The organism is Tessaracoccus coleopterorum (assembly GCF_011174705.1).
GTDB lineage: Bacteria > Actinomycetota > Actinomycetes > Propionibacteriales > Propionibacteriaceae > Arachnia > Arachnia coleopterorum.
The window spans coordinates 1027548-1040074 of sequence record NZ_JAANIJ010000001.1 but is presented as its reverse complement, the minus strand read 5'-3'; the positions used below and the strand labels follow the sequence as shown (position 1 = coordinate 1040074).

The 12527-nt window shown below is 68.1% G+C and carries 19 protein-coding genes and 6 pseudogenes; 18 read left to right on the top strand and 7 right to left on the bottom strand.

All coding sequences use genetic code 11. The annotated features are described in order from the left end of the window. Positions 1-235: 235 nt before the first annotated feature. The 12 genes and pseudogenes from G7085_RS06575 (at position 236) to G7085_RS06530 (ending at position 6640) form a co-directional block, all read left to right on the top strand. Complete coding sequence (locus tag G7085_RS06575; RefSeq protein ID WP_197510350.1) at positions 236-490, top strand: hypothetical protein; 255 nt, start codon at positions 236-238, stop codon at positions 488-490. Next, positions 487-1158 (top strand): annotated as a pseudogene (locus tag G7085_RS24655) (family 43 glycosylhydrolase); the annotation flags it as partial. The gene G7085_RS06575 and the pseudogene G7085_RS24655, both read left to right, overlap by 4 nt. A 220-nt stretch (positions 1159-1378) precedes the next feature. After that, positions 1379-2350: a beta-xylosidase family glycoside hydrolase gene (locus G7085_RS29735; protein WP_331715939.1), complete on the top strand. Its 972-nt coding sequence runs from the start codon at positions 1379-1381 to the stop codon at positions 2348-2350. 41 nt (positions 2351-2391) lie between these two features. Then, positions 2392-2997, top strand: a complete 606-nt coding sequence (locus G7085_RS29730; protein ID WP_331715514.1) for a beta-xylosidase family glycoside hydrolase — start codon at positions 2392-2394, stop codon at positions 2995-2997. Between the two features lie 77 nt (positions 2998-3074). Further along, the gene (locus G7085_RS06560; protein ID WP_197510347.1) at positions 3075-3377 is read left to right on the top strand and encodes a hypothetical protein; all 303 of its coding nucleotides are present in this window, start codon (positions 3075-3077) and stop codon (positions 3375-3377) included. Continuing rightward, positions 3341-3763 (top strand): annotated as a pseudogene (locus G7085_RS34335) (carbohydrate binding domain-containing protein); the annotation flags it as partial. The gene G7085_RS06560 and the pseudogene G7085_RS34335, both read left to right, overlap by 37 nt. Before the next feature lie 79 nt (positions 3764-3842). Continuing rightward, complete coding sequence (locus G7085_RS24650; protein ID WP_331715513.1) at positions 3843-4694, top strand: carbohydrate binding domain-containing protein; 852 nt, start codon at positions 3843-3845, stop codon at positions 4692-4694. Continuing rightward, positions 4691-4969 (top strand): glycoside hydrolase family protein, encoded by a 279-nt coding sequence (locus G7085_RS06550; protein WP_197510345.1) that lies wholly within the window; start codon positions 4691-4693, stop codon positions 4967-4969. Before G7085_RS24650 ends, G7085_RS06550 begins: the two co-directional genes overlap by 4 nt. Continuing rightward, a complete protein-coding gene (locus G7085_RS06545) occupies positions 4963-5340 on the top strand; it encodes a family 43 glycosylhydrolase (RefSeq protein WP_197510344.1) in 378 nt (125 codons plus the stop codon). Before G7085_RS06550 ends, G7085_RS06545 begins: the two co-directional genes overlap by 7 nt. Beyond that, positions 5337-5567, top strand: a complete 231-nt coding sequence (locus G7085_RS06540) for a hypothetical protein (protein WP_197510343.1) — start codon at positions 5337-5339, stop codon at positions 5565-5567. Before G7085_RS06545 ends, G7085_RS06540 begins: the two co-directional genes overlap by 4 nt. Before the next feature lie 49 nt (positions 5568-5616). After that, complete coding sequence (locus G7085_RS29725) at positions 5617-6390, top strand: carbohydrate-binding protein (protein ID WP_197510342.1); 774 nt, start codon at positions 5617-5619, stop codon at positions 6388-6390. A gap of 37 nt (positions 6391-6427) precedes the next feature. Next, positions 6428-6640: a hypothetical protein gene (locus tag G7085_RS06530; protein WP_197510341.1), complete on the top strand. Its 213-nt coding sequence runs from the start codon at positions 6428-6430 to the stop codon at positions 6638-6640. 225 nt (positions 6641-6865) lie between these two features. Here G7085_RS06530 and G7085_RS06525 read toward each other — a convergent pair whose 3' ends face one another. The 4 genes and pseudogenes from G7085_RS06525 to G7085_RS06510 form a co-directional block, all read right to left on the bottom strand. Next, positions 6866-7150: a hypothetical protein gene (locus G7085_RS06525; RefSeq protein WP_197510340.1), complete on the bottom strand. Its 285-nt coding sequence runs from the start codon at positions 7148-7150 to the stop codon at positions 6866-6868. A 178-nt stretch (positions 7151-7328) separates the two neighbouring features. Beyond that, positions 7329-7580 (bottom strand): hypothetical protein, encoded by a 252-nt coding sequence (locus G7085_RS06520; RefSeq protein WP_197510339.1) that lies wholly within the window; start codon positions 7578-7580, stop codon positions 7329-7331. Continuing rightward, a pseudogene (gene msrA / locus G7085_RS06515) lies at positions 7577-8147 on the bottom strand (peptide-methionine (S)-S-oxide reductase MsrA). The gene G7085_RS06520 and the pseudogene msrA overlap by 4 nt, the downstream one beginning before the upstream one ends. A 393-nt stretch (positions 8148-8540) precedes the next feature. Next, positions 8541-9191 (bottom strand): annotated as a pseudogene (locus G7085_RS06510) (uracil-DNA glycosylase); the annotation flags it as partial. A gap of 324 nt (positions 9192-9515) precedes the next feature. Here G7085_RS06510 and G7085_RS06505 point away from each other — a divergent pair. The 4 genes from G7085_RS06505 (at position 9516) to G7085_RS06490 (ending at position 10554) form a co-directional block, all read left to right on the top strand. Continuing rightward, positions 9516-9668: a hypothetical protein gene (locus G7085_RS06505; RefSeq protein ID WP_197510338.1), complete on the top strand. Its 153-nt coding sequence runs from the start codon at positions 9516-9518 to the stop codon at positions 9666-9668. Between the two features lie 26 nt (positions 9669-9694). Then, entirely contained in the window at positions 9695-9871 is a 177-nt protein-coding gene (locus G7085_RS06500) for a hypothetical protein (protein ID WP_197510337.1), read from the top strand. 79 nt (positions 9872-9950) lie between these two features. Beyond that, a complete protein-coding gene (locus tag G7085_RS06495) occupies positions 9951-10088 on the top strand; it encodes a hypothetical protein (RefSeq protein ID WP_197510336.1) in 138 nt (45 codons plus the stop codon). A 37-nt stretch (positions 10089-10125) separates the two neighbouring features. Beyond that, positions 10126-10554: a DUF2089 domain-containing protein gene (locus tag G7085_RS06490; RefSeq protein ID WP_197510335.1), complete on the top strand. Its 429-nt coding sequence runs from the start codon at positions 10126-10128 to the stop codon at positions 10552-10554. 103 nt (positions 10555-10657) lie between these two features. On the opposite strand, the pseudogene greA reads toward G7085_RS06490, so the two are convergent. The 3 genes and pseudogenes from greA to G7085_RS06475 all read right to left on the bottom strand — a co-directional run bounded on the left by greA (position 10658) and on the right by G7085_RS06475 (position 11576). Next, positions 10658-11160, bottom strand: a pseudogene (gene greA / locus G7085_RS06485) (transcription elongation factor GreA). Between the two features lie 12 nt (positions 11161-11172). After that, a complete protein-coding gene (locus G7085_RS06480) occupies positions 11173-11424 on the bottom strand; it encodes a DUF4307 domain-containing protein (protein ID WP_197510334.1) in 252 nt (83 codons plus the stop codon). Continuing rightward, positions 11388-11576, bottom strand: a complete 189-nt coding sequence (locus tag G7085_RS06475) for a hypothetical protein (RefSeq protein ID WP_197510333.1) — start codon at positions 11574-11576, stop codon at positions 11388-11390. Before G7085_RS06475 ends, G7085_RS06480 begins: the two co-directional genes overlap by 37 nt. Positions 11577-11638: 62 nt before the next feature. On the opposite strand from G7085_RS06475, the pseudogene G7085_RS34330 reads away from it, so the two are divergent. After that, a pseudogene (locus tag G7085_RS34330) lies at positions 11639-12189 on the top strand (PIG-L family deacetylase). Continuing rightward, positions 12186-12527: a hypothetical protein gene (locus G7085_RS34325; protein ID WP_408647066.1), complete on the top strand. Its 342-nt coding sequence runs from the start codon at positions 12186-12188 to the stop codon at positions 12525-12527. The pseudogene G7085_RS34330 and the gene G7085_RS34325 overlap by 4 nt, the downstream one beginning before the upstream one ends.

Here is a 12527-nt window from a genome sequence, read left to right as displayed (position 1 = left end):
CGAAAGTTGTTGCGAAGCAGATGTGTTCCCGGTAACATCGCGCTCATCGGCGCCAAGGGGCGTCGGAACAACCAGTCGCTCTTTCGATGCTGAAACCAGGCAACAACCCCATGTAACCCGATCCGACGTGCCGTCATCGGGCTCCTTCGCGCGGGTCCGGTCGCCTTGAGAGGCGACTGCCCGAGGCAGAGGAGCCGATGGCGTGCGCAGACCGAAACTACCCAGGCTGGCCGGGGTGATCACCACCGCCGCCGCAATCTTCGCGACGGGGGCGTTGGCGGGAGATCCCGCCGCCGCACTCGATCCAGATGCCGTCCGGAGCTTCACCAGCACGGATGGCGGGGACGGCACCTTCAGCGTGCCGCTGCTCAATTCGGACGTGCCGGATGTGAGTGTCACGGTGGTTCCCGCGGCCGAGAGCGGCGAGGGACGCGACGTCTACTACATGCTGAGCACGACGATGCACCTCAGCCCGGCGCGCCGATCATGAAGTCCTACGACATGGTCAACTGGGAGACGGTCACCTACGTCTACGACCGCCTCAGCATGGGCGATGCCTCCTCGCTGCGCAACGGCCAGAACTCCTACGGGGCCGGGCAGTGGGCAGGGTCCCTGCGCTACCACGACGGCAGGTTCTACGTGGCGTTCAACACCAACAACATCGGTGGCGCCTACATCTACTGGACCGACGACATCGAGGATGGGGCCTGGACCAAGATCGCGCTCGGGCGTGGCTTCCATGATCTCTCGCTGTTCTTCGATGAGGCCGACGGCGGAACCCCCTACATCTTCCACGGCGGCGGAACCACCAGCGCGGTGCGCCTCAGCGACGATCTGACGAAGGTGGTGGCCGAGTACCCCGACATCGTCACCTACCGCGACCTCGCCGACCCTGGCATCACGCCCGCCTACGAGGGGCAGCAGGTGTTCTGGTTCGACGGCTACTACTACATCCCGACCATCACGTGGCCGCCAGGTGGCAACCGTCAGGTCGTCCTCCTGCGCTCCAAGGAACTCCTGGGCCGCTACACGGCCGCGGGTGGCGCCAACACCTACGAGGCGAAGACGGTCCTTGCCTCAGACGGGTTCGCCCAGGGCAGCCTGGTGCCCGTCACCACCGACGGTGAGACCTCCTGGCACGGCTTCTTCTTCCGTGACACCTACCCCATCGGTCGGATCCCCGCGCTGATCCCGGCCACCTGGAGCGACGGCTGGCCGACCTTCGGCGACGCCGGCCGGGTCACCCAGGGCAGCGAGTTCGAGCAGCTCATCGAGCTTCCGGCCGACCTCGCGGCCGCGCAGCGACTCAAGAGCGTCGTCGCCTCGGACGACTTCAGCAACGACGCGCCCCACCGCGCCTTCCGCGACATCGAGTGGGATCTGCCCGACGTCCCGAGGCACCGGCCCCGGGGAGCGGCTGGTCAATGGCGACTTCGAGACCGGATCCCTTGCGCCATGGAAGCTGCAGTACACGGCTGCCCTGGACGTGGTCGCGGATCCAGCCGACGCCGCTGGGCATGTGCTCAGCGTCTCCGGGAGGGTCAACAACGGCTCGGGTCCCGGGCAGGCGGTGGAGGGTGGGTTGATGCGCTCGGCCACCTATGAGGGATCGATGCGCGTGCGCTACGACGAGGGCCCCGAGTCGATGACCTTCATCCTCGGCCTCTCGTACGGTGGGCGAATCAACCAGGTGGCGGCCGCCACCGCGAAGCGTGGCGAATGGGTCACCGTCGCCGGGCGCCTCACCGCGCCGGCCGACGCTGACGTCGCCAGCGCGACCCTTGTCGTCGAGACCCCGTGGGCACCCAACCAGACGTCGGCCGACCAGGTCGACTACCTGGTCGATGACCTTTCCTTCGAACCGGCAGCGGTGACACAGCAGTTCCCGACCGAGGCGGAGTACGCCTACAACGGCTCCGATCTCGACCTCGCCTGGGAGTGGAACCACAACCCGGACAACCGCCACTGGTCGCTGACCGAGCGCCCCGGCTGGTTGCGCCTGACAAACGGATCGGTCGTCACCGGCAAGGCCACCTACTCGAAGGCGCCCCAGACCGAGTTGGCCTACCTGGAGGAGGCGCGCAACACACTCTCGCAGCGGACCTTCGGGCCAAAGTCGTCGGCCGAGGTCGCCCTGGACATCTCGGCAATGTCCGACGGCGACGTCGCGGGTATCGCCACCTACGCGCGCAGCTTCGCCTACGCCGCAGTGAAGCGGGTCGAGGGTCAGAACACGCTCGGACTCGTCCAGCGGCTCCAGCCGTTCTCCGATGCCTTCGATCAGGACGCGGCCGAGGCATTCGTCCCCGGCTCGACGGTGCAGCTGGGGACTCTGCCGTCGTCCATCTGAAGGCCGATGCCGACTTCGCCTCGAAGCCTGGCCAGCTCTGGGTGCAGTTCCTGTACTCCCTCGATGGTCAGAACTGGGCGCCGCTCGGCGCCCCGGCGGGTCCCCTGGTTCAGGATTGGAGCCTCTCCCACTTCATGGGATACCGGTTCGGCATCTTCAACTACGCACTTGCTCAGGCCGGTGGGCACGTGGACGTCGACCATTACCTGCTCAGCGGCACTCTCACCGCCGACGCCAAGGCACTGGACCGGTCGTTGCTCGATGCGAGCATCGGTGAAGCACAGGGGATCCGGGAGGCGCAGATCGACGCCGAGCTGTGGGCCGAACTGCAGGCTGCGCTCACGGCCGCCCGGGCCGTCTCCGGGCCCTCCACCCAGAACCAGATCGATGCGCCCGCCTACCGGCTCGCAGCCCTCGTGGCGCAGGCCAAGGTGGGTGCCACCGACCCCACACCGACCCCGACCCCCACTCCGACGGCTACGCCGACCCCGACCCCACGCCGACCCCCACGCCGACGGCTACGCCGACCCCACACCGACGGCTACGCCGACCCCGACCCCACGCCGACCCCACTGCCCTCGTCGAGCCCGACGCCCACCCGCCAGCCCCGGTCGACATCTACGTCACACCCGGCTTCCACCGGGTAAACGGCCGTACCTGGTACACCTCCTGCGAGCCCTACTCGCAGACCTGGCGCTGCCGGACCGAGATCTGGGCCACGACCGTGGCTCAGGTCGACGGTGCCTTCGCCAGTACCACTGGCTGGACGTTCAACAACCTGACCTACCTGCCGCTGCTCACCAGACAGCAGTGGGCCGGAAACCCACTCGGCAGTGCGGGGTCGTGGACGTCGGCCGACGGCCGGCAGTGGCGCACCGATTGCGACACGGCGGCGACAGGACGCGGAGGGTGTCGCTCCTACATCAGGACGGGTGTCGTGACCTCCAGCCAGGGAGCAGACGGGACGTGGTCACATCGCCTCACCACCCAATGGGTGTTCAACAACATCGTCCGGTTCAGCAGATAGATCCGAAACACAGTCGAAGGAGACACAGAGACAATGAAGACAACTCTCACGCGGGCGCAACGCCCCAGAGGGGGCGGGCCATCGCGGGACTGGCCGCGGTGGGGCTGCTGGCAGGCACCCTGATCGGCTCTCCCACCGCCTCGGCCGATGCGGCCGGAAACCTCGTCATCAACCCCGGCTTCGAGCAGGGCATCACGGGCTGGTCGGCCAGCGGCGGCGTGTTCGGGATCGTCCCCGACGCAGCCAGCGGCGCCAGTAGCGGCTCCCTCAGCAACCGGACCGCGTTCTACCAGGGACTCAAGGGCAGCCTCACCAGCCCGTTGGCCCACGACGGCCAGTACCGGGTCACCGCGAAGGTTAAGCACACCGCAGGCAACGCCACCGAGCCGTTCGGGTTTGCCTACTGCCCGAGTCAGGCTCCTGCGTCGCCGCGGCCAACGCCATCAAGCAGGTCGCAAAGGACGGGTGGCACGAATACTCGCTGGATTTCGTCCCCAGCGAGTCACCCAACTACAACGACGCCTCGACGGTGTTCAGCCGGTTCCAGTTCGAGACCCCTGGTCGTCGACGGTCCCCTTCCAGTTGGACGATGTGAGCGTCGTCCGGCTCGACACCCCGCCGGGGCTCCTGCCGGAGGCCACGTTCGAGGACGACAGCCACGAGGGTTGGTTCGTCGTCGACGGCCGGGAGGGCGAGTTGAGCATCGTCGCTCCCGGTGCCGATTCCGACAGTGCCCTGCGGATCACGGGCCGCACGCAGACCAACACCGGCCCGGCCGCCGACATCGTGGGCAAGCTGGAGGCGGGAGCCACCTACCGGGTGCAGGCCGATCTCCGCTACACCGGAGGCAACGCGGCCCAGGGGTTCCAGTTCACGCTCTGTGACGACGCGTTCAGCTACGGGATCTGCTTCAACGGCGTCCGCGTGGTGGCCAAGCAGGCGGAGTGGACCAGCATCGATGCCGAGTTCGTCGCCGACGTCCCCAACCCCGCTGTCGGTAGCGTCGACGACTGGGCCTACGCCTTCTTCGAGACCGACTGGAAGGCGTCTCCAGAGGCGGCAGATCTCGTGGACTTCGAGATCGACAACGTCTCGCTCGTGAAGGTCGAGAAGGAGCCCGAGGTGCCCGTCGAGGGCGCGGAGTCGCCCGTCGAGCGCGTGCAGACCAAGCCGGTCGGCGACCACAACCCGCTGATGGGCACAAGTTCGGGGCCGACCCGCACCACGTCATCTTCAACGGCCGCCTCTACATCTACTCCACCAGTGACGACCAGCAGTACCGGACGGCCGTCAAGCAGGCCAACGGTCTGCCGGTGACCGACGGCGGATATGACCGCATCACCCACCTCAACGTCATCTCGACCGACGACATGGTCAACTGGGTCGATCACGGCGAGGTGCCGGTGGCCGGCCTCGACGGCGTCGCCAAGTGGTCTGGCAACTCCTGGGCCCCGGCCGCGGTTTCGGCCGACACGGACGGCGACGGCAAGGAAGAGGTGTACCTCTACTTCTGCAACGGCGGTGCAGGCACCGGCGTCATCGTCGGCGGCTCGCCACTGGGCCGTGGGAGGACCCTAACGGAAAGATGCTGATCGGGCAGGGCAACCCCATCCAGTTCCCCGGCGGCATGTGGCTGTTCGACCCCGAGGTCTTCGTCGACGACGACGGCCAGCCCTATCTCTACTTCGGTGGGAACTGGGACCACGTCAAGGATCCGTACCACCCGAAGTCGACGCGGGTCGTCAAGCTCGACAAGTCCGACTACACCAAGCTCGCCGATCCCACGGGTGCTGGCATCACCGAGATCGATGCTCCCGGCATGTTCGAGGCGTCCTCGATGTTCAAGCGCGATGGCAGGTACTACTACTCGTACTCCTCCAACTTCGCGATCGGAAACGCCGCCTACGACAACAAGAAGATCGAGGGCAGTCCTACCCGGGCGGCGGTCAGATCGCCTACATGATGACCGACGACCCGATGGACCTCACGCGCGACAAGTTCGCTGGCACCGCCTTCGCCTCGCACGGCAAGTGGTTCCCGGGCTCGGGTGGCAACAACCATTCCGACATGTTCAACTACAAGGGGCGCTCCTACTTCACCTACCACACGCAGGTGGCCGGTCTGGCATGGGCAAGGCGCTCAACAACGGGAAGGTCGTCAACTACCGCAGCGTCCACCTGGACGAGCTGAAGTTCAACGCGGACGGCACCATCAAGGAGGTCGAGGGCACCAACGCCGGGTGGAGCAGATCCAGGACTTCGATCCCTACCGCACCTTCGAGGCTGAGACGTTGGCCTGGCAGCTCGGTGTCCGCACCGAGGCGCTGGCCACCGCCTCGGTGGAGTTTCCGGAGCACAACGGCGGTGGGAACATGGTCCTCACCAGCATCGACGACGGTGACTTCACCGGCATCTCGCAGGTCGACTTCGCCGATGGCGCAGCGACCGTCACCGCCCGCGTGAAGCCGATTGTCGCCGGCACCTCGATCGAGGTCCGTCTCGACTCCGAGACCGGTCCCGTCGTGGCGACGCTGGAGCCCGGAGACTCCGTCGGTGAGTGGACCGAGATCGAGGCGACGGTCGAGGGCGCGGATGGCGTGCACGACCTGTTCTTCGTGTTCCACGGTCCCGGGAGGGCGCCTGCTCGAGGTCGACAACTGGTCATTTACCGAAGGCCCCACAGCCCAGAGCCGACCGCCACCCCGACCCCGACCCGACCCCGACCCCGACCCCGACCCGACCCCGACTCCGACGCCCGAGCCGACCAAGAGCCCAACGGCCAAGCCGACGCAGACCCCACGGTCAAGCCGACGCAGACCCCACGGCCAAGCCTTCGGCGCCACATGCGTCGGGTGACCTGTACTCGACCCCGGGCTTCCATAAAGTCAACGGTCGTCTCTGGTACACCGACTGCGAGCCGTACTCGCAGACGGTGCGGTGTAGGACCGACATCTGGGCAACCCAGGTCGTCCATCAGGGAGGCCGGTATGTGCACAAGACGGGCTGGCACCTGAACAACCTGACCTACCTGCCTCTGATGACGAGGGCGCAGTGGCAAGGCAACCCCTCGCAAATGCAGGGGTGTTCGCCAGTGGCGGGCGTCAGTGGAAGACCGAGTGTGACACGGCCGCGACCGGACGCAACGGCTGTCGCGCGTACATCCGGACGAGCTACATCGAATCGAGGAAGGATGCCGCCGGCAAGTGGAACTACCGCCTCGCCGAGGGCTGGGTCTTCAACAACATCGTTAGGTTCAAGGACTGACGATCGGTTGTAACTGGGTGGCGGCCGCCGGGTTCTCCGGCGAGCCGTCACCCATTTTCACTCCGCCCGCGGCGTTGCAGGCGGACCCTTGCGCCTACGCCTTCGGTGAGGACCTCGCCCAGCTGAGCGACGGCTCCGCCCAGTGGGGCGTGTCCTCCGACTCGCTTGCCATGATCAGCGCCACCAGGTGGGCCGTCTCCCGGTCGAGCCGGGCGGCGGCATCGCTCAGCGCGACGCCGCGGGCCGAGGCCAGTTCCCCGTACCGGTCCAGGAAGGCCCGGCCCGCGGCGGCGTGAGGCCCAGCGTCACGTTGCGCAGGTCGCTCGCGCGAAGCCCCATGCCGGTCAGGTTGTAGTCGTACAGCAGTGCGGAGGACCCGTCCCAGAAGACGGCGAGGTTGGTGAACCAGAAGTCGTTGTGGGTCAGCGTCAGCGGCATCCCGGCCAGCTCGTCGCGCCACCGCGGCAGCCGGCCCCTGGCCCAGGCGAGCCTCGGGCGAGGTCCGGCCACCTCCGCTCGACGGCGGTGAGGCCGGCCTCGTCGATCAGGTCGAGCTCGCTGAACCCGACCGCGGTGGGAGGGAGGGTGTCGCCTGCGGCGTGCAGCGTGTCGTACCACTTGGCGACGAGCCTGGCGATCGCCGGGTCGGCCAGGTCGTCCGCGGTGGCCCTGCGGTAGCCGGCGCTGGTCAGTTCCTCGAGGATGATCCAGTCGGGCCGGATCCGAGCAGGGGAGCGTTGGGACCCGAGCCGCCGCAGCTGGTGGTAGGTCGAGATCTCCCGCCTGCCCGCCTCAGAGGCGAACCGCTTGACGACGACGGGCAGGTCGTCCAGTTCGCCGCCGACGACGAGGATGCCGTCGTCGTCGGAGATGACGTCGCCGAAGGCGACCTCTCCGATGTCGTGGCCCTGCGGGGCGTCTCCTCGTGCGGGTCCGTCACGGGCGCGGCCCGCACTTCACGCCGGTGGCGTGGTTGGGGCAGTAGCCGTCGGGCACCTTGTGCAGGTACTGCTGATGCTCGACCTCGGCGTAGTAGAAGGTCTGGCCAGGGGTGATCTCGGTGGCGATCGCCCCGTAGCCCTGCTCGCTGAGGCGCTGCTGGAAGTCGGCGAGGCTCGCCTCGGCGGCCTCCAGCTGTGCGTCGTCGACGGGAAGATCGCCGAGCGGTACTGCGTGCCGGCGTCGTTGCCCTGCCTGTTCACCTGCGTCGGGTCGTGGTTCTCCCAGAACATCTGCAGCAGGTCGGCGTAGCCGACCCTGACGGGATCGAAGACCACCCTGACGGTCTCGGTGTGGCCCGTCCGGCCGGTGCAGGATTCCGCGTAGGTGGGGTTGGGGGTGAAGCCGCCCATGAAGCCGACCGCCGTGTTGACGACCCCGGCGTCTCCCAGAACATCCGCTCCTCGCCCCAGTAGCAGCCGAGCGCGAAGTAGGCGACCTCGGAACCTGCGGGCACCGCGTCGAGCGGGATCCCGTAGATCTCATGGACGGGGATCGGGTTGAGGATCGGGGTGGGACGGCCGGGTAGTGCCTTGTCGGGGCCACCATCCGGGCGGGGTGACGTGTCCCTGGATCCATGCGCGCAGGTCGATGTCCATGTCCCCACGCTACCCGGGAGCGGCAAGCGTCAGGGCTGGCCGGTGATCGCCTGCCAGATGCCACGACCGATCATGTACACCCCGATGCCGATGCCGACCATCCACAGCGTCTTGCGCTGCCTGGTCACAGGGAGGGCCGGTGGCCTCGGCGGTCTCTTCGGGTTGCTGCCCGTCTGGCTGCGGCTGCTCGCCTGTCATGGGGTCGTTGTCGTTCGACATGGGATCAGTGTGCCAGTAGCGGGGAATCGTCTGGTCGGTGGGGTCGGCCGGGATGGCCCAGTCGATGGGTCGGCCGGGATGGCCCAGTCAATGGGGTCGGCGCCCTGCTCTGCTAGCAGGTGGTTCACTCTGCTGAAGGGCCGCGAGCCGAAGAACCCGAGCGCGCCGACAGGGGCGACGGGTGGGCGCTCGCGATGATCGGAACCGCGCCGAGCAGTGGCGTCGCCGTCTGCGCGTCGCGCCCCACAGGACCGCCACCAGCGGGCCGCCGCGACGGGCCAGGGCCTCGACCGCGCAGGCGGTCACCTCCTCCCAACCCTTGCCCCGGTGGGAGGCCGGGGCGCCGGGGCGCACCGTCAGCACCCTGTTGAGCAGCAGGACCCCCTGTGTGAACCAGTGCGTCAGGTCGCCGTGGATCGCAGGGGCGATGCCGAGGTCGGCGTTGAGCTCCTGGTAGATGTTGCGGAGCGACCCGGGCAGCGGGCGCACCTCGGGGCAACCGAGAAGGACAGCCCTACGGCGTGCCCGGGCGTCGGGTACGGGTCCTGCCCGAGCACGAGCACCCGGACGTCGGCCAGCGGTAGCGTGAATGCCCGCAGGATGCTGGCGCCCGCGGGCAGATAGTCGTTGCCCTCGGAGCGCAGGAAGTCGCCCATCGCCGCGATCCTCCCCTCGACCGGGCGGAGGGCCTCCGCCCAGTCGGGAGCGACGAGTTCGGTGAGGCTTTGGCGCATGGAACAACCCTGACACACGCTCAGCCGCTTGCCCAGGGACTCCAGGAACACGATCAGGGATGCGAATCCTTCAATGCTCCTTTAGATAATGAAAAGTCGAGTTACCATTTACGGTATGAGTAATGTAGATCTCGGCCCGATCCTCGACGATCTGGCCGCTGGGCGCATCGACGCCCAGGAGGCGGGCCGCCGGATCGAGGCGGCAAAGCGCGCGGCGGGTGAGGCCGCGGCGCCCCGGCGGACGGGCAGCCCGGCGCCGCGAAGACTCCGCCCCGCGAGAGCGCGGAGCAGGCAGGCAAGCCGGGTGGTCTGGCCCGCGTCTCGGTGACCGCGGTCGGCCGCCGGGTGCGTATCGAGGGCGACCAGAGCGTGGCAACCCTCACCATCGACGGGCCGCACGTGCTGCGCCGCGTCGGAACGACCATGGAGGTCAGCTCCACCGGGGAGATCGGCCCCAACTTCGGGGCTTCTCCCTGATCCGGCCACCGCGCAGCTGGGACGATGTGCGCGACATCGGGCTCGGCAAGGAACTGGTCATCCGGGTGAACCCAACCTCATCGTCGACGCTGAGATCACCACCGGCGGCCTCCGCACCATCGGCGTCCCGCGTCTCGGGAGGATCCGGGTCACGGCCGCAGCGTCGACCCTGGAGGACGTCGAGGAGGTCGAGGACCTGTTGAGCCAGGCCGGCGGCATCAGCGTCGAGGGCCGATCAGCTTCGGTCGATCCCGGCTGAAGGTCGAGTCGGGCTCCCTCACGGTGAACCTGGCCCGCGGCGCCAACGTCACCATCCGTGGCGAGGCGAAGCTCGGGCGTATCAGCTGGCCCGACGGGGAGACAAGGTCGATGAGTACGTGGTCGGCAACGGATCGGCGCGGCTCGACATCGCCGTCGTGATGGGCATGGCGACCGTGAAGGCGGAGGTGTGAGTTCCATGGCTGCGAAGCATCTCTACCACGCACCGTCGGAGTGCCCCGTCTGCGGTGACACCCTGATCACCACCCGCAAGGGCTGCCTGCACTGCGGCACCGAGATCGCCGGCGAGTTCGCGAGCTGCGAGTTCTGCAACCTCAACCAGACCGACCTCGACCTGCTCAAGGTGTTCCTGGCCTCACGCGGCAACCTGCGGGAGGTCGAGAAGCACCTCCAGGTGTCCTACCCGACGGCGCGCGCCCGGCTCGACGCGGTGCTCGCGCGGCTCGGGCTCGACGGCGACCCGCAGACCTCCGAGGCCACCCGTGCCGCGGGGACCAGCCTGCCGGGCAACCCGCCGGGCAGCCGGGCGGGAACGGCGACGAGGCACCGTCGGATCCCGGATCCATCGAGGACCAGATCCTCGCCCGCGTCGCGAAGGGCGAGCTGAGCGCGGAGGACGCGGCCCGGCTGCTCTCCTGACCCGCTCCCAGCCGCGAGAGGCCGCCACCCGTTCGGGTGGCGGCCTCATTCGGTTCGTGGTGGGGTGGGTGTCAGAGGGTGTCGACCTTGGCGACGACGACCATCAGTTCCTTGCCGTTGGGCGCGGTGTAGCGCACCTCCTGGCCTACCTTGGCGCCGAGCACGGCCGCGCCGAGCGGCGACTGCGGCGAGTAGACGGAGTACTCGACGGACGAGTCGGTGCCGAGCACCTCGCGGGAGCCGAGCAGGAATGTGTCGGTGTCGTCCTCGTCGCCGTCGTAGGCGACCGTCACCAGCCTGCCAGGGGCGACCTCGTCGCTGCGTCCCTCGGCCTTGCCCACCTTGGCTCGGCGGAGGATGTCCTCCAGTTGGCGGATGCGCCCCTCCATCTGGCCCTGCTCCTCGCGGGCGGCGTGATAGCCCCCGTTCTCGGAGAGGTCGCCCTCCTCGCGGGCGGCGGCGATGCGGGAGCTCACGCTGGGCGGCCCACGGTCTTCAGCTCATTCAGTTCGGCCTCGAGCTTGTCGTAGGCCTCCTGCGTGAGCCACACAATGTCGGCAGAAGTATCAGACATCCGGGAAGCCTATCAGTCGAGCAGAATGCAGGCCGGTTGATCCATCACGACCGTGGTGGCCTTCTTGACGGTCTTCACCTCGACCGTGACGGTGGTCAGCTTGTCGGTGCCCGGCGGCACGATGAACGTGTGCTCGGCGACCTTCTCGTACGACTCGGCCTGCGCGTACAGGCTGCACTCGGCCGTGCGGGACGGGTCGCTGCGTTGAACCACGATCTCGGCGGTCATCACCGTCGGGTCGACCACCTTGAAGCTGCGCACCATGCCCGCCACAGGGGATTGGCGCGGTCCAGACCGTCGACGAGGACCAGTCCGATCGCCCCGATCACCGCGACCGTTGCGCCGATGCCCAGCACGTAGTCGAGGGTGGAACGCTTCGGATACCTTGCGTTGATGCGGGCTTCGTCTTCGGTCACGGGACCCATTGTGCCCTGAGACGGAAGGGCGGTGCCGGGTGGGGACGCGGCAGAATACGTCCATGTCCGGATTGCCGCCCACCCAGTTGCGGTTGCTGCACGTCCACGCCCACCCCGACGACGAGTCGAGCAAGGGCGCTGCGACCACCGCCAAGTACGTCGACGAGGGTGTCGAGGTCATGGTAGCCACCTGCACCGGGGCGAGCGGGGTTCCATCCTCAACCCCAAACTGGCCGACGACCCGGCAGTGCTGGCGGACATCTCCCGCATCCGGGCCGAGGAGATGGCGCGGGCCCGCGAGGTGCTCGGCGTCACGCAGGTGTGGCTCGGCTTCGTCGACTCGGGCATGCCGGAGGGAGACCCGGCGCCGCCGCTGCCGGACGGCTGCTTCGGGCTGCAGGACCCGGCGGTTGCCGCGGGCCGCCTCGTCGAGGTGATCCGTGGATTCCGGCCCCACGTCGTCACCACCTACGACGAGCAGGGCGGCTACCCGCACCCCGACCACGTGATGTGCAACCGGATCACACTCGAGGCGTTCCGGGCCGCCGCCGACCCCGACCTGTGGCCGAGCACGGGCAGGCCTGGCAGGCGGCCAAGTTGTACTACCACATGAGCTTCCATCGGCGGCGTTTCGAGCAGCTCGAACAGGCCATGCACGAGCAGGGGCTGGACTGCCAGTTCCCGCACCGTGACGAGGATCCCTTCTCGTACGGGCGGCTCACAACCTTCGTGGAGTGCTCGAGATACTTCCCGATCCGCGACGAGGCGCTGCGGGCGCACGCCACGCAGATCGACCCGGACGGGCCGTGGTTCTCGGTGCCGCTCGCGATCCAGCAGGCGGGCTGGCCGACGGAGGACTACCAGCTGGTGCGCTCGCTCGTGCCGACCATGATCCCGAGGATGATCTGTTCGCCGGGCTGCGACCCGAGCCGCTGGTGCCCGAGTTCATGA